The organism is Klebsiella variicola, assembly GCF_000828055.2.
GTDB classification, from domain to species: domain Bacteria; phylum Pseudomonadota; class Gammaproteobacteria; order Enterobacterales; family Enterobacteriaceae; genus Klebsiella; species Klebsiella variicola.
The window spans coordinates 3,906,328-3,925,121 of the sequence record NZ_CP010523.2; the positions used below are offsets into that span (position 1 = coordinate 3,906,328).

The 18,794-nt window shown below is 57.0% G+C and carries 13 protein-coding genes and 7 tRNA genes; 15 read left to right on the forward strand and 5 right to left on the reverse strand.

The annotated features are described in order from the left end of the window. Nucleotides 1–48 precede the first annotated feature (48 nt). From tcuA to tcuC, 3 genes are read left to right on the forward strand one after another with little or no spacing between them, the layout of a single operon-like run. Nucleotides 49–1,452 (forward strand): FAD-dependent tricarballylate dehydrogenase TcuA, encoded by a 1,404-nt coding sequence (gene tcuA / locus SP68_RS18340; protein ID WP_040973928.1) that lies wholly within the window; start codon nucleotides 49–51, stop codon nucleotides 1,450–1,452. After that, the gene (gene tcuB, locus SP68_RS18345; RefSeq protein ID WP_022065691.1) at nucleotides 1,439–2,578 is read left to right on the forward strand and encodes a tricarballylate utilization 4Fe-4S protein TcuB; all 1,140 of its coding nucleotides are present in this window, start codon (nucleotides 1,439–1,441) and stop codon (nucleotides 2,576–2,578) included. Before tcuA ends, tcuB begins: the two co-directional genes overlap by 14 nt. 55 nt (nucleotides 2,579–2,633) lie before the next feature. Then, entirely contained in the window at nucleotides 2,634–3,929 is a 1,296-nt protein-coding gene (gene tcuC / locus SP68_RS18350) for an MFS transporter (RefSeq protein ID WP_012968692.1), read from the forward strand. Between the two features lie 51 nt (nucleotides 3,930–3,980). Here the strand turns inward: tcuC and SP68_RS18355 are convergent, their stop codons facing one another. The 4 genes from SP68_RS18355 to nagE form a co-directional block, all read right to left on the reverse strand. After that, on the reverse strand, nucleotides 3,981–4,313 hold the full coding sequence (locus SP68_RS18355) for a ChiQ/YbfN family lipoprotein (protein ID WP_022065692.1): 333 nt from the start codon (nucleotides 4,311–4,313) through the stop codon (nucleotides 3,981–3,983). A gap of 47 nt (nucleotides 4,314–4,360) precedes the next feature. Further along, the gene (gene chiP, locus SP68_RS18360; RefSeq protein ID WP_040973927.1) at nucleotides 4,361–5,764 is read right to left on the reverse strand and encodes a chitoporin ChiP; all 1,404 of its coding nucleotides are present in this window, start codon (nucleotides 5,762–5,764) and stop codon (nucleotides 4,361–4,363) included. Between the two features lie 436 nt (nucleotides 5,765–6,200). Next, nucleotides 6,201–7,868: a glutamine--tRNA ligase gene (glnS, locus tag SP68_RS18365; RefSeq protein ID WP_012542445.1), complete on the reverse strand. Its 1,668-nt coding sequence runs from the start codon at nucleotides 7,866–7,868 to the stop codon at nucleotides 6,201–6,203. A 178-nt stretch (nucleotides 7,869–8,046) separates the two neighbouring features. Beyond that, nucleotides 8,047–10,002: a PTS N-acetyl glucosamine transporter subunit IIABC gene (gene nagE / locus SP68_RS18370; RefSeq protein WP_004147599.1), complete on the reverse strand. Its 1,956-nt coding sequence runs from the start codon at nucleotides 10,000–10,002 to the stop codon at nucleotides 8,047–8,049. Between the two features lie 315 nt (nucleotides 10,003–10,317). On the opposite strand from nagE, the gene nagB reads away from it, so the two are divergent. From nagB to SP68_RS18430, 12 genes are all read left to right on the forward strand, one after another. Beyond that, the gene (gene nagB / locus SP68_RS18375; RefSeq protein WP_040973922.1) at nucleotides 10,318–11,118 is read left to right on the forward strand and encodes a glucosamine-6-phosphate deaminase; all 801 of its coding nucleotides are present in this window, start codon (nucleotides 10,318–10,320) and stop codon (nucleotides 11,116–11,118) included. A gap of 113 nt (nucleotides 11,119–11,231) precedes the next feature. Beyond that, complete coding sequence (nagA, locus tag SP68_RS18380) at nucleotides 11,232–12,380, forward strand: N-acetylglucosamine-6-phosphate deacetylase (protein ID WP_012542447.1); 1,149 nt, start codon at nucleotides 11,232–11,234, stop codon at nucleotides 12,378–12,380. 8 nt (nucleotides 12,381–12,388) lie between these two features. Then, entirely contained in the window at nucleotides 12,389–13,609 is a 1,221-nt protein-coding gene (gene nagC, locus SP68_RS18385) for a DNA-binding transcriptional regulator NagC (protein WP_040973920.1), read from the forward strand. Nucleotides 13,610–13,737: 128 nt separating this feature from the next. Then, nucleotides 13,738–14,490, forward strand: coding sequence for an HAD-IIA family hydrolase (locus SP68_RS18390; RefSeq protein ID WP_040973918.1), 753 nt, complete (start codon nucleotides 13,738–13,740; stop codon nucleotides 14,488–14,490). Nucleotides 14,491–14,768: 278 nt separating this feature from the next. Continuing rightward, nucleotides 14,769–16,433: an asparagine synthase B gene (gene asnB, locus SP68_RS18395; protein ID WP_008805652.1), complete on the forward strand. Its 1,665-nt coding sequence runs from the start codon at nucleotides 14,769–14,771 to the stop codon at nucleotides 16,431–16,433. 237 nt (nucleotides 16,434–16,670) lie between these two features. Further along, nucleotides 16,671–16,747 (forward strand) — tRNA-Met (locus tag SP68_RS18400). Between the two features lie 8 nt (nucleotides 16,748–16,755). Continuing rightward, nucleotides 16,756–16,840 (forward strand) — tRNA-Leu (locus SP68_RS18405). Nucleotides 16,841–16,863: 23 nt separating this feature from the next. After that, nucleotides 16,864–16,938 (forward strand) — tRNA-Gln (locus SP68_RS18410). 36 nt (nucleotides 16,939–16,974) lie between these two features. Continuing rightward, a tRNA-Gln gene (locus SP68_RS18415) sits at nucleotides 16,975–17,049 on the forward strand. Between the two features lie 23 nt (nucleotides 17,050–17,072). Continuing rightward, nucleotides 17,073–17,149 (forward strand) — tRNA-Met (locus SP68_RS18420). A 46-nt stretch (nucleotides 17,150–17,195) separates the two neighbouring features. Further along, nucleotides 17,196–17,270: transfer RNA gene (locus SP68_RS18425), tRNA-Gln, on the forward strand. A 75-nt stretch (nucleotides 17,271–17,345) separates the two neighbouring features. Next, nucleotides 17,346–17,420, forward strand: a tRNA-Gln gene (locus SP68_RS18430). Between the two features lie 119 nt (nucleotides 17,421–17,539). Here SP68_RS18430 and ubiF read toward each other — a convergent pair. Beyond that, the gene (gene ubiF / locus SP68_RS18435) at nucleotides 17,540–18,715 is read right to left on the reverse strand and encodes a 3-demethoxyubiquinol 3-hydroxylase (protein ID WP_032739319.1); all 1,176 of its coding nucleotides are present in this window, start codon (nucleotides 18,713–18,715) and stop codon (nucleotides 17,540–17,542) included. Between the last annotated feature and the right edge of the window lie 79 nt (nucleotides 18,716–18,794).

Here is an 18,794-nt window from a genome sequence, read left to right on the forward strand (position 1 = left end):
ATTCCCATTACAAATTTAACAATTAATTAAATTGTAAGGGAGCCGATAATGGTGGATGTACTGGTGATTGGCGGCGGCAATGCCGCGCTATGCGCCGCCTTAACCGCCCGGGAAGCTGGCGCCTCGGTGCTGCTGCTGGAGGCGGCGCCGCGGGAGTGGCGCGGCGGCAACTCGCAGCACACGCGTAACCTGCGCTGTATGCACGATGCGCCGCAGGACGTGCTGGTCGACAGCTACCCGGAAGAAGAGTACTGGCAGGATCTGCTGCGCGTCACCGAGGGGAATACCAACGAAGCGCTGGCCCGAATGGTGATCCGCACCTCGTCACAATGCCGGGACTGGATGCGCCAGCACGGCGTGAACTTTCAGCCACCGCTCTCCGGCGCCCTGCACGTGGCCCGCACCAACGCCTTTTTTATGGGCGGCGGCAAAGCGCTGGTCAATGCCTATTACCGCAGCGCGGAGCAAATGGGGGTGCAGATCCGCTACAACACACCGGTGCAGGCTCTCGAGCTGCGCAACGGCGAATTTGTCGCCGCGCTGGCGGGCGAGGAACGGATTGTTGCAAAAAGCTGCGTCCTCGCCGCCGGCGGATTTGAATCCAACCGCGAATGGCTGCGCGAGGCCTGGGGGCAAAATGACAGCGGTGAATGGCCCGCCGATAACTTTCTCATCCGCGGCACCCGCTTCAACCAGGGAGTGCTGCTCAAGTTTATGATCGACGCCGGGGCCGATATTATCGGCGATCCCTCGCAGTCCCACTGCGTCGCCATTGACGCCCGGGCGCCGCTCTACGATGGCGGGATCTGTACCCGCGTCGACTGCGTGTCGCTGGGGGTAGTGGTCAACCGCGATGCCGACCGTTTTTACGATGAAGGAGAAGATTTCTGGCCCAAACGCTATGCCATCTGGGGCCGGCTGGTCGCCCACCAGCCCGGGCAAATCGGCTACTCGATCATCGACAGCAAAGCCATCGGCCACTTTATGCCGCCCGTCTTTCCCGGCGCTCAGGCCAACACCCTTCCCGAGCTGGCCCGCCAGCTCGGCCTGGACAGCGAACGCTTTACGCAAACCATCGCCGACTATAATGCCGCCTGCGCGCCAGGCCAGTTCGATCATACCCGCCTGGATAACTGCGCCACCGCCGGCCTGACGCCGCCAAAGACCCACTGGGCGCGGCCTATCGATACGCCGCCTTACTACGGCTATGCCTTACGTCCGGGGATCACCTTCACCTACCTCGGGCTCTACGTCGACGACACCGCCGCCGTCCACTTCGCCGGCAAACCCAGCCGTAATCTGTTTGTCGCCGGGGAAATGATGGCCGGCAACGTGCTGGGCAAAGGCTATACCGCCGGCGTCGGGATGTCGATCGGCACCACCTTCGGCCGCATTGCCGGCCAGCAAGCCGCCCGGGCGGCACAGCAGGAGAAACACCATGAAGTCGCTTGAGAAGCTGATCATTGAGGCGCAGATCATCACCGAGCCGGAGGCGGAAGTGGAAAGGGTGATGCAGGTATGTAACGCCTGCCGCTACTGCGAAGGGTTTTGCGCCGTATTCCCGGCGATGACCCAGCGCCTGGCCTTTGGCAAAGCAGATATTAACTATCTGGCTAACCTGTGTCATAACTGCGGCGCCTGCCTGCACGCCTGTCAGTACGCGCCGCCGCACGAATTCGCGATTAACGTGCCGAAGGCGATGGCCGAAGTTCGGCTGGAAACTTATCAGCATTACGCCCAGCCCGCCGCCTTTGGCAGCCTGTACCGCCGGGCTGGTGTGACCACCGTACTGGCGCTGGTCGGCGGACTGATTTTCTTTCTGCTGCTGGCGATGGGGCTCAAAGGCTCGCTGCTTCATCCGCCGCTGGCGGGCGATTTCTATCAGATATTCCCGCATAACCTGCTGGCGTGGATGTTTGGCTCGGTCTTCGTGCTGGCCTTTGGCTTGCTGATGACCGGGGTGATCCGCTTCTGGCGCGAGATCTCCCCGGGCCAGCCGCACGCGGTTGATATCGCCAAGGCCTCACAGGATGCGTTGACGCTGAAATATCTCGATGGCGGGCATGGCAAAGGCTGCAACGAAGCCGATGACGCCTTCACCCTGCTGCGCCGCCGTTTCCACCACTTCACCTTCTACGGCTTTATGCTCTGCTTCGCCGCCACCGTGGTGGCCACGGGCTATCACTATTTCGCCGACCGGGAAGCTCCCTACCCGTTCTTCAGCGTCCCGGTGCTGCTGGGGACCCTTGGCGGCATCGGCCTGCTGGTGGGGCCAGCTGGCCTGCTGTGGCTAAACCTGCGCCGGTCGCCGTTGCACGGCGATGCACGACAAAAACCGATGGACCGCGGCTTTATCCTGCTACTGCTGCTGACCAGCTTCACCGGCCTGGCGCTGCTGGCGGGACGGGATACCTCATGGATGGGTATTTTGCTCGCTGTTCACCTCGGGGTGGTAATGGCCCTGTTCTTAACCCTTCCCTACGGAAAATTTGCCCACGGATTTTATCGCTGTGCGGCGCTACTCAAGTGGGCAATTGAGAAGCGGCGCGGAAAACAGGCGGCAGTCGCAGGCGACTAACCCGCTCCCTCTTACCTCTATAAAAACAAGATAAAGACAATGGAGAGCACACCCTATGACGCAACAATCCACGCGCGCCGGCACCGTCGGCGCTATCCTCCGCGTGACCAGCGGTAATTTTCTCGAACAGTTCGACTTTTTCCTGTTTGGCTTTTATGCGACCTATATCGCCCGCACCTTCTTTCCGGCGGAGAGCGAGTTCGCAGCGCTGATGCTGACCTTTGCGGTGTTTGGTTCGGGCTTCCTGATGCGCCCCATCGGCGCGGTGGTCCTCGGCGCCTATATCGACAGAATCGGGCGCCGCAAAGGGCTGATGGTCACCCTGGCGATCATGGGCTGCGGGACGCTACTCATCGCCCTGGTACCTGGCTATCAGACCATCGGCGTGCTGGCGCCGATCCTCGTGTTAGTGGGCCGCTTGCTGCAGGGGTTTTCCGCGGGCGTCGAGCTTGGCGGGGTGTCGGTCTATCTGTCGGAAATCGCCACGCCGGGCAATAAAGGCTTCTATACCAGCTGGCAGTCCGCCAGCCAGCAGGTGGCTATCGTCATGGCGGCGTTGATTGGCTATGCGCTGAACGCCACGCTTGAGCATGAGGAGATCGCCGACTGGGGCTGGCGCATCCCTTTCTTCATTGGCTGCCTGATTATTCCGCTGATTTTCGTGCTGCGCCGCTCGCTGCAGGAGACTGAGGAGTTCCTGCAGCGTAAACATCGCCCGGATACTAAAGAGATCCTGACCACTATCGCCAGGAACTGGCGCATTATTACCGCCGGGACGTTGCTGGTGGCGATGACCACCACCACCTTTTATTTTATCACCGTCTATACGCCGACCTACGGCAGAGCGGTGCTGCACCTCAGCGCTCGCGACAGCCTGCTGGTGACCATGCTGGTGGGCATCTCCAACTTTATCTGGTTACCGATTGGCGGGGCGATCTCTGATCGGATCGGTCGTCGTCCGGTGCTGATGGGCATTACCCTGCTGGCGCTGCTCACCACCTGGCCGGTGATGCACTGGCTCACCGCCGCGCCCGATTTCACCCGTATGACACTGGTCCTGCTGTGGTTCTCGTTCTTCTTTGGCATGTATAACGGCGCGATGGTGGCGGCGCTCACCGAAGTGATGCCGGTGTACGTCCGCACTGTGGGATTCTCTCTGGCCTTTAGTCTCGCTACTGCCATTTTCGGCGGCCTGACGCCGGCTATCTCTACCGCCCTGGTCGAGCTCACCGGCGATAAAAGCGCGCCGGGCTGGTGGCTAATGTGCGCCGCGCTGTGCGGGTTCATTGCCACCGCGCTGCTGTTCGTGCGGCTGAGCCGAGGCTATCAGCCGGCGGAGAGTCAGCGCTAAAAAAACAAACGGGCGGAGGTATGCTCCGCCCGTTTGCCGCTAACGTCTGATTTAATGGGTCGTATTATTGCTGCGGATCTCCTTCCAGATCTGGTCGCAGCGCGCTTTCACCGCCTGATCGTTGCCGGTGCGGGTGGCCTGAATACACTGTTGGTAATCCAGGACGCGAACGCTCTCCTGATTGGCAAATTGCTGGTGCCGTTTATCCTCTTTCAGTACATTCAGTACGCTCTGACAGGCTTCAATCTTGTCCGGATTCCCCTCCGCCGTATTAATACAGGCGCTATAGGCATCTTTCAGTTTGGTGTCTTCTTTCGGTGCCGGCGACGTGGCGCAGGCCACCAGACCCGAGGCCATCATGGCAATAAGCAGCATTTTTTTCATTGTCGTTCTCCCAGAGGTGCGGCAGGCTCACGCCCGCCGCGCAGGCATCAGAAAATAGTGAACGGGGCGATAACCATGAACTTCACGTCGCGCTCATCCTGGAAGATGTTGCCGTAGCCGCCGCTCCAGCTCGGAATATCGGAATGGTTGTCGTACTGGGTAAAGTGCAGTTTGAACAGGGTGCCCTTCGCCCGACCTTCCTGCACGGTATACAACGCATCCAGGCTGTAAGCCGATTCTTTCAGGCGATAGTCAGGGTCATAGTACGCATCCGGAGAGGACATTCTTCCCGGCTTCGCATCCCAGGCGTAGACATAAGACGCGCCAAACGCCCAGCCAGGCATATCCCAGTTTTTCATGTCATACATCGCGCCGAAGAAGACCGCTTTTTCGCCGTTGGCGTTAAAGTCGGAGCGGTTATCCCACCAGATATCGAGACGACCGTTGGAAGAGGCATAGGTCGGCGTCATACGCTGCAGGAAGTAGCCCTGCTGGCCATCGGCCTTCACCCAGGTGCCTTCCAGACGCAGGTCCAGCACATCCGCCACTTTATAGCCGAAGGTTAACGCCTGCAGCCATGCGGTGCCGTCATAGATGTCATTGACCCCGCCGTTGCTGACCTTATCGCGGGTGCCGTAGAACTGGTAGCTGGTGCTCAGCGGCGCGCCGGCGACGTCAAACTTGTAGCTGGCTTTAGCAAAGTACTGATCGATATAGCCCTGAGCCTGACCAAATGCCGCCTCCAGCACCAGGTCGTTTTTGAAATCATATTTGGCGCCGACGGAGTGGAGATAATCAACTTTGGTTTTCTTGTCGTTCTGATAGAAATCGTCCATCTCGATATGCCATGGCGCTTTATACTCGTTCGTCCACATATAGGAGAAACTTAACGCGCCCGCCGTGCCATAGTCGAAGTTAGCCCCGGCCTCCGCCCCCTGATAGGTACCTGGCATAAAGCTCCAGTGCGGGGCCAGCAGAGTCTGGCCGGTTGGCTGGATATAGCCCGCACGTGCCCACGCCGGACCGTATTTGAATTTCGCGGCGGCTTTATACAGGCTGATACCGCTCTTATCGCCGGAGTAGTCTTCGTCATAGGCTTTGTTGCGCGATGAGAAGGCAATTTCGTTCGGGTGGCCGCTATCGCCGTTCTCGGCCATTTCAATCGCGGTAAATGCAGCAATATCAAGGCCAAACAGATCGGCAGCATAGCCGGACTGGAAGTCCAGGTTAGCGTTCCAGGTGGAGTGGGAAAGGTTGGTTTTATATTTGTCGCCGTCGGTGACATCTTTACGGTCACGCTCACGCTGCCAGTAATAGATACCGCCGGTTAAGGTTGAATCATCGATAAAGCCTGCTGCGCTGGCCTGCGGAACCACAACCCAGCCCGACATCGCGGTGACGGCGGCAATAGCCAGCGCCAGCGTACTACGTTTGCCACTAAACGTACGCATGTGCATATCCTCTTTGACGTTTTAAAAGGCGAAGACCAACGGTCATTCGCTAAAAAAATAAATAAAACTGCAAAATGTGGGGCGGTGAAAAAGGCCGCGAAACCACTGTAGATAGACTATTTTTCGTGACGCGAATTATCAATGTTTTTCGTGAGGCAAAGCTTAAGATTATGACAAAGCGCACATAATTTATGTCTTTTTGTTACAGTCTTATCCCTGATAATTTTGTCATGGAAGTCATTGCAAAATCAGGGAAAAATAGAAGAACTGAAAGCGATTACATTGGTTTTTTGTATATGACAGGAAACATCAGAAGCGCTATTTATTAACGCGCAGTAACAGGATTAATTCGCATCGCGAAAATGAAAAGTTTAATTGGCTGATTCTGAAACAAAAAAAAGCGCCGCAAGGTGCGACGCTTTTACGAGAGGGAAATTTATTCGCCGACTTTCGCCCAGGTATCACGCAGCCCGACAGTGCGGTTGAACACCAGACTGGAGGCGTTTGCATAGCGACTGTCGAGGCAGAAGTAACCTTCACGCTCAAACTGGTAAGCTTTGCCTGCTTCGGCCTGCGCCAGGCTCGGCTCCGCATATCCCTGCTTAATCACCAGCGAATCCGGGTTGATTACCGCGAGGAAATCTTCCTCCGCCCCCGGGTTTGGTACGCTGAACAGGCGATCGTAGAGACGGATCTCCACCGGCAGCGCATGCGCCGCACTCACCCAGTGGATCACGCCTTTGACCTTGCGACCGTCGGCCGGATCTTTACTCAGGGTATCGGCATCGTAGGTGCAGAAAATAGTGGTGATATTGCCTTCGGCATCTTTCTCCACGCGTTCCGCTTTGATCACGTAGGCATTGCGCAGACGCACTTCTTTACCCAGCACCAGACGCTTGTACTGTTTGTTGGCTTCTTCACGGAAGTCAGCGCGATCGATCCAGATTTCGGCGCTGAACGGCACTTCACGACTGCCCATTTCCGGCTTGTTCGGATGGTTCGGCATCGCCACCATTTCGCTTTCGCCCTGCGGATAGTTCTCGATAACCAGTTTCACCGGATCGATCACCGCCATCGCGCGCGGGGCGTTTTCGTTGAGATCTTCACGAATGCAGGACTCCAGCGATGCCATCTCGATGGTGTTGTCCTGCTTGGTCACGCCGATGCGCTTGCAGAACTCGCGGATGGATTCAGCGGTGTAGCCACGGCGACGCAGACCAGAGATGGTCGGCATACGCGGGTCATCCCAGCCTTCCACGTGCTTCTCGGTCACCAGCTGGTTCAGCTTACGCTTGGACATCACGGTGTATTCGAGATTCAGGCGCGAGAATTCATACTGACGCGGGTGAACCGGAATGCTGATGTTGTCGAGCACCCAGTCGTACAGGCGGCGGTTGTCCTGGAACTCCAGGGTACACAGCGAGTGGGTGATGCCTTCCAGCGCATCGCTGATGCAGTGGGTGAAGTCATACATCGGGTAGATGCACCACTTGTTGCCGGTCTGATGATGCTCAGCGAACTTAATGCGGTACAGCACCGGATCGCGCATCACGATGAACGGCGATGCCATATCGATCTTCGCGCGCAGGCAGGCTTTACCCTCTTCGAAGCCGCCGCTGCGCATTTTTTCAAACAGCGCCAGGTTTTCTTCCACGCTGCGGTCGCGATACGGGCTGTTTTTACCCGGCGCTTTCAGGGTGCCGCGGTATTCGCGAATTTCATCTGGAGAGAGTTCATCAACATAGGCCAGACCTTTGTTGATCAGCTCAACCGCATACTGATGCAGCTGATCAAAGTAATCAGACGAGTAGCAAACGTCCCCGGACCAGTGGAAACCTAACCACTGCACGTCGTTTTTAATCGACTCCACGTATTCGATATCTTCTTTCACCGGGTTGGTGTCATCGAAACGCAGGTTGCATTGACCCTGATAATCCTGCGCGATGCCGAAGTTCAGGCAGATGGATTTCGCATGGCCAATGTGCAGATAACCGTTCGGCTCCGGCGGGAAGCGTGTGTGAACGGTGGTATGTTTACCGGTAGCCAGATCTTCATCAATGATCTGACGGATAAAGTTAGTCGGGCGGGCTTCTGCCTCACTCATCACGGGTTCCTCAAAGCGTAAACAACGTATAACGGCACATGATCTTACAAGCAGGACGTAGTGACAACTATTAGTTACGTAAAATAGGTATCAGAAGAGGATTATGGGGCCGATTGCTGGAAAAAAAAGCGGCGAAGGTTTCCCTTCGCCGCTGAGGCATAAACTCGACTCAGGAGCCTTACTTGCCTTTAATCTCATACAGCGGCGTCTGGCCGGCAACGACCTTACCGCTCGCCAGTATCACCAGCGCGCTGTAGTCATCGCTATTGCTGCAGACGACCGGGCTAATCATTGAGCGCGCGTTGGCGTTGAGGAAGTCCAGATCCATTTCCAGGATCGGCTCACCGGCCTTCACGTCCGTGCCCTCTTCAACCAAACGTTTGAAGCCCTTGCCTTCCAGCGCCACGGTGTCGATCCCCATGTGGACGACGATTTCCGCGCCGTTGTTGGTTTCGAGGCAGAACGCGTGGTTAGTGTTGAAAATTTTCACCACAGTACCCGCCGCTGGCGCGACAACGATGTTGCTGGTCGGTTTCACCGCGATACCGTCGCCGACGGCTTTGCTGGCGAAGGCTTCGTCCGGCACCTGTTCGAGCGCCACCACGTCACCGGTAATCGGCGAAACCAGCGACTCAACGGTCTTCGCATTCGCTACCGCCTGCGGTTTAGCCGCTGGCGCTGCGGTGGCGACATTGCCAGCCGGTGCGGCTGCCGCTGCCGCTACCGGGCCGCGGGTAACCACTTTTTTCATCTCATCGCCGATAGATTCTGCTTTCGCACCGACGATAACCTGGATGGTTTGCTTATTCAGTTTCACCACCCCGGACGCGCCGAGACGTTTACAGGCCGCGTCGTTCACTTTCGCCGAATCGCCCACGGTCAGACGCAGACGGGTGATACAGGCGTCAATGGCTTTCAGGTTGTCGGTTCCGCCCACCGCGGCGATATAGCTGGTCGCCAGCTGGGTCAGGCCCTCTTCAGTGTTGCTGTTGGCTTCTTCCGTTACCACGTCAGCGGCTTTGTCTTCACGACCCGGCGTTTTCAGGTTGAACATGCGGATCACCGCGCTGAACAGCAGGAAGTAGACGAAGAAGAACACCACGCCCATCACCAGCAGCATCCAGACGTTTTTGCTGGCCGCAGGCAGGCTGTACATCAGCACATAGTCAATTGCACCTGCGGAGAAGGAGAAGCCCGCGTGGATCCCCAGCGCTGTTGCGATGAACAGGCTGATACCGGTCAGCACCGCGTGCAGGAGGTACAGCAGCGGAGCCAGGAACATGAACAGGAATTCCAGCGGCTCGGTTACCCCGGTCAGGAACGCGGTGATGGCTACGGACAGCAGCATACCGCCGACCATCGGACGACGCGCTTTCGGCGCCGCCAGATACATCGCCAGCGCCGCACCCGGCAGACCAAACATCATGATCGGGAAGAAGCCGGACATGAACATCCCCGCGGTGCCGTCGCCGGCGTAGAAGCGGTTGATGTCGCCGTGGAACACAGCGCCAGCGGCGTTAGTGAACTCACCAATCTGGAACCAGGCGATGGTGTTCAGCACCTGATGCAGACCGGTTGGGATCAGCAGACGGTTGATGAAACCAAAGATACCGGAACCGAGCGCCCCTGCGGAGACGATCCATTCGCCACCAGAGTGGATAGCGTGTTGCACCGGCGGCCAGACGTAGCCGAAGATCGCGGCGAGGATCAGACAGAAGAAGCCGGTGGCGATCGGCACGAAGCGTTTGCCGCCGAAGAAACTCAGGAAGTCCGGCAGCTTGATGCCGGCCCAGCGGTTGTACACCGCCCCTGCCACCAGACCGGTAATGATACCGGCCAGCACGCCCATGTTAATTTCCGGGTTGATGGTGACCATCGCTTTGGTCATCACGAAATACCCTACTGCGCCGGCCAGCGCCGCAGAACCCGCGTTATCCTTGGACCAGCTTGATGCCACACCAATTGCGAAGATCAGCGCCAGATTATCGAAGATCGCCCCACCCGCTTGCGCGATGAAGGGTACATTCAACAGGTCTGGTTGCCCGAAACGCAGCAGCAATGCCGCGACCGGCAGCACTGCGATAGGGAGCTGCAACGCCCTACCCAGTCGCTGAAAGAAACCTAAAATATTCATCTTATTCCCCCTATGAGACCCCGATGAGGCTCATTTTCAAAGCCACTTTTTTATTGTGTAACAAGGTCGGTTTTATCACTTACCGGCAAAGTGTGTGAAAAATTAATTCGTATCGCAAATTAAACGGGTATTTTTTGTGATAATTATCACCAAATATCGTATTCCCCCCTCCCTTTCACTGGCTAACATCGAAAACTTATTTTATCATTCAAAAAATCAACACGGATTGACCCCGGTCGGCGCAGTTGCTGCAATACTCTCCTCAGAGTGCTGGCGCCAATCCGCCAGAATCTACTTTAACTATAGAGGTGAAGAATGAGACTGATCCCCCTGGTAACCGCTGAGCAGGTCGGTAAATGGGCTGCCCGCCACATCGTTAACCGTATTAATGCATTCAAACCGACCGCGGACCGCCCGTTCGTGCTGGGTCTGCCTACCGGTGGCACTCCGCTGACCGCCTACAAAGCGCTGGTTGAAATGCATAAAGCAGGCCAGGTTAGCTTCAAACACGTCGTCACCTTTAATATGGATGAATATGTCGGCCTGCCAAAAGAGCATCCGGAAAGCTATCATAGCTTCATGCACCGTAATTTCTTTGACCACGTTGATATTCCGGCAGAAAATATCAACCTGCTGAATGGTAACGCGCCGGACATCGATGCGGAATGCCGTCGCTATGAAGGAAAAATTCGTTCCTACGGTAAAATCCACCTGTTCATGGGCGGCGTAGGCAACGATGGTCACATCGCGTTCAACGAACCGGCCTCTTCTCTGGCGTCCCGTACCCGTATTAAGACCCTGACCCATGACACCCGTGTGGCGAACTCCCGCTTCTTCGATGGTGATGTGGATCTGGTGCCGAAATACGCGTTGACCGTGGGCGTAGGCACCCTGCTGGATGCAGAAGAAGTGATGATTCTGGTGCTGGGTCATCAGAAAGCGCTGGCGCTGCAGGCGGCGGTAGAAGGTAACGTCAACCATATGTGGACCATTACCTGCCTGCAGCTGCATCCGAAGGCGGTGATTGTCTGCGACGAGCCGTCCACCATGGAGCTGAAAGTGAAAACCCTGAAATATTTCAACGAATTAGAAGCTGAAAATATTAAAGGTCTGTAATGTAGTCGTGTCCCGCCACTTGCGCGGGACCCTCTTTTTCTTTGTATGCATCATCATGCCGGCGGCAAATGAACGATCGCTGACCTGATGGGGCGTATATACCGGGGGTCGTAATGTATGCATTAACCCAGGGCCGGGTTTATACCGGTCATGAAATTCTCGATGACCATGCGGTTGTTATCGCCGATGGCCTAATCGAACGTCTCTGTCCGCTGGCGGATTTGCCGTCTGACATGGAGCAGCGCTCGGTCAACGGCGCAATAATTGCCCCCGGTTTTATCGACGTTCAGCTCAATGGCTGCGGCGGCGTGCAGTTTAACGACAGCCCAGAAGCGGTCACCGTTGAAACGCTGGAGATCATGCAGAAGGCGAACGAACGTTCAGGCTGCACCAGCTTCCTGCCGACGCTGATTACCTCCAGTGACGATCTGATGAAGCAAGGTATCCGCGTCATGCGCGAATACCTGCAAAAACACCCGAATCAGGCGCTGGGTCTGCATCTTGAAGGACCGTGGCTGAATATCGTCAAGAAAGGCACCCACAACCCGGACTACGTGCGTAAACCGGACGCCGCGCTGGTCGATTTCCTCTGCGATAACGCCGATGTGATCACCAAGGTGACCCTCGCCCCTGAGCGCGTTGAGCCGGAAGTGATCCGCAAGCTGGTTGCCGCCGGGATCGTCGTCTCCGCCGGCCACTCCAACGCCACGCTGAAAGAGGCGAAAGTCGGCTTCCGCGCCGGCATTACCTTCGCCACTCACCTGTATAACGCGATGCCGTATATTACCGGACGCGAACCGGGTCTGGCCGGGGCGATTTTTGACGAGCCGGATGTCTACTGCGGTATTATTGTCGACGGGATGCATGTCGATTATGCCAACGTACGTAACGCCAAGCGCCTGAAAGGCGACAAACTGTGCCTGGTCACCGACGCCACCGCGCCGGCGGGGGCGAATATTGACCAGTTCATTTTTGCCGGGAAAACAATATACTACCGCAATGGACTGTGCGTAGATGAAAACGGCACGCTCAGCGGCTCCTCCCTGACCATGATTGAAGGGGTGCGTAATCTGGTGGAGCATTGCGGCGTGGCACTGGACGAAGTATTGCGGATGGCGACGCTCTATCCCGCGCGCGCTATCGGTGTGGACAAGCAGCTCGGCAGCATTGCGCCGGGCATGGTCGCTAACCTGACCGCCTTTACACGCGATTATAAAATCACCAAGACCATCGTTAATGGTAACGAGGTCGTCACTGAGTAAGTAAAAGTATGACAGCAGGCGGACAAGCTCAAATTGGTAACGTTGACCTCGTAAAACAACTGAACAGCGCGGCCGTGTACCGCCTGATTGACCTGCATGGGCCTATCTCGCGCATTCAGATAGCCGAACAAAGCCAGCTTGCCCCTGCCAGCGTGACCAAAATCACGCGTCAGCTTATTGAGCGCGGCCTGATCAAAGAAGTCGATCAGCAGGCCTCCACCGGAGGCCGCCGCGCTATCTCTATCATCGCTGAAACCCGCAACTTCAACGCCATCGGCGTGCGGCTTGGCCGCTATGACGCCACTCTGACCCTGTATGATTTAAGCAGCAAGACCATGGAAGAGGAACATTTTCCCCTGCCCGAGCGCACCCAGGAAACGCTGGAACACGCCCTGCTGAATATCATCGCCACCTTTATCGAAAACTGTCAGCGCAAAATTCGCGAGCTGATCGCCATCTCGGTGATCCTGCCAGGCCTCGTCGACCCGGAAAGCGGCGTGATCCGCTATATGCCGCATATTGCGGTGGAAAACTGGGGCCTGGTCGGGGCGCTGGAAAAACGCTTCAACGTCACCTGCTATGTCGGGCACGACATCCGCAGCCTGGCGCTGGCCGAGCACTATTTCGGTGCAAGTCAGGACTGCGAAGACTCCATCCTGGTGCGCGTGCACCGGGGTACCGGCGCGGGCATCATCTCTAACGGGCGCATTTTTATTGGCCGGAACGGCAACGTCGGCGAAATTGGCCACATTCAGGTCGATCCGCTGGGCGAGCGCTGCCACTGCGGCAACTTCGGCTGTCTGGAGACCGTCGCGGCCAATGCCGCCATCGAACAGCGGGTTCGCCACCTGCTTGAGCAGGGCTACCAGAGCCGTCTGACGCCGGATGACTGCACGATCAAAACTATCTGCAAAGCGGCCAACAAGGGCGATGCCCTGGCCTGCGAGGTGATTGAGTACGTGGGGCGTCACCTCGGAAAAACGATCGCCATCGCGATTAACCTGTTCAACCCACAAAAAATCGTTGTCGCCGGCGAAATTGTGGAAGCTGAAAAGGTCCTTCTTCCGGCCATCGAAGGCTGCATTAACGCCCAGGCGCTGAAAGCGTTTCGCAAGAACCTGCCGGTGGTGCGTTCTACCCTCGACCATCGCTCAGCGATTGGCGCCTTCGCGCTGGTCAAACGCGCTATGCTCAATGGCACGCTGCTGCAGCGCTTGCTTGAGAGCTAATCGCCTCTTTATTGATAGCGCGAAACGATCCGCATCACCCTGTCGCTGGTGGATATGGTCCACCAGCGATGTGAAACCTCATCGATGACGAGTATAGTTTCGTCTTTGTTAATGATTCTGGACCCACCATGACCATTCAAAACATAATTTGTGATATTGACGGCGTGCTGATGCACGATAACGTCGCCGTTCCCGGCGCTGCCGAGTTTATCAAACGCATCCTCGATAAAGGCATGCCGCTGGTAATGCTGACCAACTACCCGTCGCAAACCGGCCAGGATTTGGCCAACCGTTTCGCCACCGCCGGCATCGACGTGCCGGATACCGCGTTTTACACCTCGGCGATGGCCACCGCCGATTTCCTGCGCCGCCAGGAAGGCAAGAAAGCCTATGTGGTGGGTGAAGGGGCGCTGATCCACGAACTGTACAAAGCCGGCTTTACCATCACCGATGTGAACCCGGATTTTGTCATCGTCGGGGAAACCCGTTCATTCAACTGGGAGATGATGCATAAGGCCGCCTTCTTCATTGCCAACGGCGCCCGCTTCATTGCTACCAACCCGGATACGCACGGTCGCGGCTTCTACCCGGCCTGTGGCGCGCTGTGCGCCGGGATCGAGAAGATCTCCGGCCGTAAGCCGTTTTACGTCGGTAAACCCAGCCCGTGGATCATCCGTTCAGCGCTGAACAAAATGCAGGCTCACTCCGAGCAGACAGTGATCGTCGGCGATAACCTGCGCACTGACATTCTGGCCGGCTTCCAGGCGGGGCTGGAGACTATTCTGGTGCTCTCCGGCGTCTCCACCCTCGATGACATCGACAGCATGCCGTTTCGCCCGTCATGGATTTACCCTTCCGTCGCGGAAATCGATATTTTCTGATGCCAACCACGTCGCAGGACGTGGTTTTTCATTTATAGCGCCTGCCAAAAGTCATCCATCTAATAAAAACGGCCTATAAATGCGTATTCCTCAATAAAGTCGCTCAAAAGATACTCTTTTTTTACTGTTCAATAATCACAGTTGCGTTTTTTCTTTTTCAGGCCGCAAAACCCTTGCGCCAGCGCCCCCTTTACGGCATTTTCTTAAGCACGCACTCAGGCTTCGCCACGAGACGAAGCCAGCACAACATCAAACACGACAGGGTAATGGAGAAGGCTATGTGTTCTATTTTTGGCGTACTGGATATTAAAACTGACGCAGGCGAGCTGCGTAAAAAGGCGCTGGAGCTTTCCCGCCTGATGCGCCATCGCGGTCCGGACTGGTCTGGCGTGTATGCCAGCGACAAAGCGATTCTGGCGCACGAGCGCCTGTCTATTGTCGACGTCAACGCCGGTGCCCAGCCGCTGTACAACGCCGAAAAAACCCATGCGCTGGCCGTTAACGGCGAGATCTACAACCATCAGGCGCTGCGCGCGGAGTATGGCGATCGCTATCAGTTCCAGACCGGCTCTGACTGCGAAGTGATCCTCGCGCTGTATCAGGAAAAAGGCCCTGAGTTCCTCGACGACCTGCAGGGGATGTTCGCCTTCGCCCTGTACGACAGCGAGAAAGACGCGTACTTAATTGGTCGCGACCATATCGGTATTATTCCGCTGTATATGGGCCATGACGAACACGGCAACTTCTATGTCGCCTCCGAAATGAAAGCGCTGGTGCCGGTATGCCGCACCATTAAAGAGTTCCCGGCGGGCAGCTACCTGTGGAGCAAAGACGGCGAAATTCGCCAGTACTATCAGCGTGACTGGTTCGATTACGACGCGGTGAAAGACAACGTTACCGATAAGAACGAGCTGCGCCAGGCGCTGGAAGAGTCGGTGAAAAGCCACCTGATGTCCGACGTGCCTTACGGCGTGCTGCTCTCCGGCGGTCTTGATTCATCGGTCATCTCGGCTATCACCAAGAAATTCGCCGCCCGTCGCGTCGAAGATCAGGAGCGTAGCGAAGCCTGGTGGCCGCAGTTGCACTCTTTCGCGGTCGGTCTGGAAGGCTCTCCTGACCTGAAAGCGGCGCAGGAAGTGGCCAACCACCTCGGCACCGTACACCACGAAATTCACTTTACGGTCCAGGAAGGACTGGATGCGATCCGCGACGTTATCTATCACATCGAAACGTATGACGTGACCACCATTCGCGCCTCGACGCCGATGTACCTGATGTCGCGTAAAATTAAAGCCATGGGCATCAAAATGGTGCTTTCCGGCGAAGGTTCGGACGAAGTGTTCGGCGGCTACCTCTATTTCCATAAGGCGCCGAACGCCAAAGAACTGCACGAAGAGACGGTGCGCAAGCTGCAGGCGCTGCATATGTTTGACTGCGCCCGCGCCAACAAAGCGATGTCCGCCTGGGGCGTGGAAGCCCGCGTGCCGTTCCTCGACAAGAAGTTCCTCGACGTGGCGATGCGCATCAACCCGCAGGATAAGATGTGCGGCAACGGCAAAATGGAAAAACACGTGCTGCGTGAATGCTTTGAATCCTACCTGCCGGCCAGCGTTGCCTGGCGGCAGAAAGAGCAGTTCTCTGACGGCGTCGGCTACAGCTGGATCGATACGCTGAAAGAAGTGGCCGCGAAGCAGATCAGCGATCAGCAGCTGGAAACGGCGAGCTTCCGTTTCCCGTACAACACGCCGACCTCCAAAGAAGGCTATCTGTACCGCGAGATCTTCGAAGAGCTGTTCCCGCTGCCGAGCGCGGCGGAGTGTGTCCCTGGCGGTCCGTCGGTGGCCTGCTCTTCAGCGAAAGCCATTGAGTGGGATGAAGCGTTCAAGACCATGAACGATCCATCAGGCCGTGCGGTGGGCGTCCACCAGTCTGCCTACAAATAAGCCCTGACGGGCGGTGAAACGCGAAACGGACCCTCCGGGGTCCGTTTTCTTTTTGCAGGATTTATGCCGCTGAAAAACGATAAATAACCAATAATTGCCGAATATTGCAGCGAGCTGTTCGCAACCTAACCAAACAGTCACATTACAACGATTTTCCTTGAAAAAGAGGTTGACGCTCGCAGGCCCAATACGCATAATGCGCCCCGCAACGCCGATAAGGTTACGCGAAAAAAAGATGGCTACGTAGCTCAGCTGGTTAGAGCACATCACTCATAATGATGGGGTCACAGGTTCGAATCCCGTCGTAGCCACCATCTTTTTTGCGGGAGTGGCGAAATTGGTAGACGCACCAGATTTAGGTTCTGGCGCCGCAAGGTGTGCGAGTTCAAGTCTCGCCTCCCGCACCATTCACCAGTTAGCGTTGTACGGATGGGGTATCGCCAAGCGGTAAGGCACCGGTTTTTGATACCGGCATTCCCTGGTTCGAATCCAGGTACCCCAGCCATATTTCTTCGATATTTGCGGTTCACCGCGACGGTATTGGGGTATCGCCAAGCGGTAAGGCACCGGTTTTTGATACCGGCATTCCCTGGTTCGAATCCAGGTACCCCAGCCATCGAAGAAACAGTAAGACAATTTGGCTACGTAGCTCAGCTGGTTAGAGCACATCACTCATAATGATGGGGTCACAGGTTCGAATCCCGTCGTAGCCACCATATTCAGGACGTATCGATACGCATCGATAATTCCGAAACAATTTGTTGGGGTATCGCCAAGCGGTAAGGCACCGGATTCTGATTCCGGCATTCCGAGGTTCGAATCCTCGTACCCCAGCCAAATTAAAAAGTCGTTCAGCAGTGAACGCACTGTTGCCCTCAACCGGGGTAGTTACGGTAAAGCGCAACAGACAATTGGGGTATCGCCAAGCGGTAAGGCACCGGATTCTGATTCCGGCATTCCGAGGTTCGAATCCTCGTACCCCAGCCACTTAAATGCAAAAAAGCTCACTTCGGTGAGCTTTTTTGCTATTGGCGTCCTGACACGCTTACGCAGTACTGACTGCCGGGCAGGCGCTCTCCACTACGCCCCTGCCCGGGAAGCCGGTTTTACAAGCCTAAGGCATACTTCAGCGCCTGACGCTTCAACACCCCGGCGCGTTCAGCCGCCATCAGGCCAATATTACGCAGCATCCGCACCGGCGCCAGGTCATTGCTGAAACCGGCATAAAACAAATCCATCCCCGACTGCATGATAAAATTATCCGCTCGCCGCCGCGCCTGGTAGCGCTTCAGCACCAGCAGGCTGGCCCAGTCTTCGCCTCGACCGCGCGCTTCCGCCAGGATCTCCAGCAGGGCATCCACATCGCGGTAGCCAAGGTTAACCCCCTGCCCCGCCAGCGGATGAATGGTATGCGCCGCATCGCCCACCAGCGCCAGGCCGGGCTGGACATACTGCAGCGCATGACGCCGGGTGAGCGGAAAAGCGCCGGCCGCCTGCGGCGTCACACGACCCAGCCGCGCCGGAAAGTGACTGGCGATCTCCTGCTGGAGTTGCGCCATGGTCATGCCCTGCAGCTGACGGATCCGCGCAGGCGTGTCGTACCAGACCAGCGAGGCCCAGTGGTCGAACAGCGGCAGGAAGGCGCGCGGCCCGCTGGGGGTAAACTGCTGCCAGGTGCTGTCGCCGGGATCGTCGGCGCATTCGACGCTGATCAGCATACAAGACTGCTGATACTGCCAGGCGTGTACGCCGATGCCGGCCATCTCCCGCACCTGAGAATTGGCGCCGTCGGCGCCGATCACCAGCCGGGCGTGGATCGCCTCTCCCTCGCGTAAATGCAGCACGGTATGCGCCTCGCCGCGCTGCATCGCCTCCAGTTCGCTACCAACGCGCAGGGTGACCCCTTCATGCGCCGCCAGCGCTTGCCAGAGGCCCCATTGCAGGACCTTGTTCTCGACCATGTAGCCCAGCTCCGGCAGTTTGAGCTCAGCGGCGTCAAAGGCGACGTGCGCGCTCTCCCACTCCCAGGTCTCCAGACGACGATAAGCGTGGACGCGCATCGCCCGTACGGCATCCCAGACGCCGAGGCTCTTCAGCAGGCCGACCGAAGCTGCGCTGATAGCCGAGATCCGCACATCCGGGGCGGATGCCGGATCGAAAGCCGGAGGCGCCGTTTTCTCAAGCACCGTCACGGTAAATCCCTGTTGCGCCAGCCCCAACGCCAGGGCGCCGCCGACCATGCCGCCGCCCACGATGGCGACATCTGTTGCGTGAATTGTCATGGCTATTATCCTTAAAGCAGAATCCGTTAAGTTTACCGGATTTTTTGTTCCCTTGCGGTGATAACGCTCGCACTGGTCA

Coding starts and splice junctions, on each gene's coding strand:
- chiP (WP_040973927.1), bottom strand. CDS start 5,764: ATGCGTACGTTTAGTGGCAAACGTAGTACGCTGGCGCTGGCTATTGCC.
- nagB (WP_040973922.1), top strand. CDS start 10,318: ATGAGACTGATCCCCCTGGTAACCGCTGAGCAGGTCGGTAAATGGGCT.
- SP68_RS18390 (WP_040973918.1), top strand. CDS start 13,738: ATGACCATTCAAAACATAATTTGTGATATTGACGGCGTGCTGATGCAC.
- nagA (WP_012542447.1), top strand. CDS start 11,232: ATGTATGCATTAACCCAGGGCCGGGTTTATACCGGTCATGAAATTCTC.
- ubiF (WP_032739319.1), bottom strand. CDS start 18,715: ATGACAATTCACGCAACAGATGTCGCCATCGTGGGCGGCGGCATGGTC.
- tcuA (WP_040973928.1), top strand. CDS start 49: ATGGTGGATGTACTGGTGATTGGCGGCGGCAATGCCGCGCTATGCGCC.
- glnS (WP_012542445.1), bottom strand. CDS start 7,868: ATGAGTGAGGCAGAAGCCCGCCCGACTAACTTTATCCGTCAGATCATT.
- tcuB (WP_022065691.1), top strand. CDS start 1,439: ATGAAGTCGCTTGAGAAGCTGATCATTGAGGCGCAGATCATCACCGAG.
- nagE (WP_004147599.1), bottom strand. CDS start 10,002: ATGAATATTTTAGGTTTCTTTCAGCGACTGGGTAGGGCGTTGCAGCTC.
- SP68_RS18355 (WP_022065692.1), bottom strand. CDS start 4,313: ATGAAAAAAATGCTGCTTATTGCCATGATGGCCTCGGGTCTGGTGGCC.
- asnB (WP_008805652.1), top strand. CDS start 14,769: ATGTGTTCTATTTTTGGCGTACTGGATATTAAAACTGACGCAGGCGAG.
- nagC (WP_040973920.1), top strand. CDS start 12,389: ATGACAGCAGGCGGACAAGCTCAAATTGGTAACGTTGACCTCGTAAAA.
- tcuC (WP_012968692.1), top strand. CDS start 2,634: ATGACGCAACAATCCACGCGCGCCGGCACCGTCGGCGCTATCCTCCGC.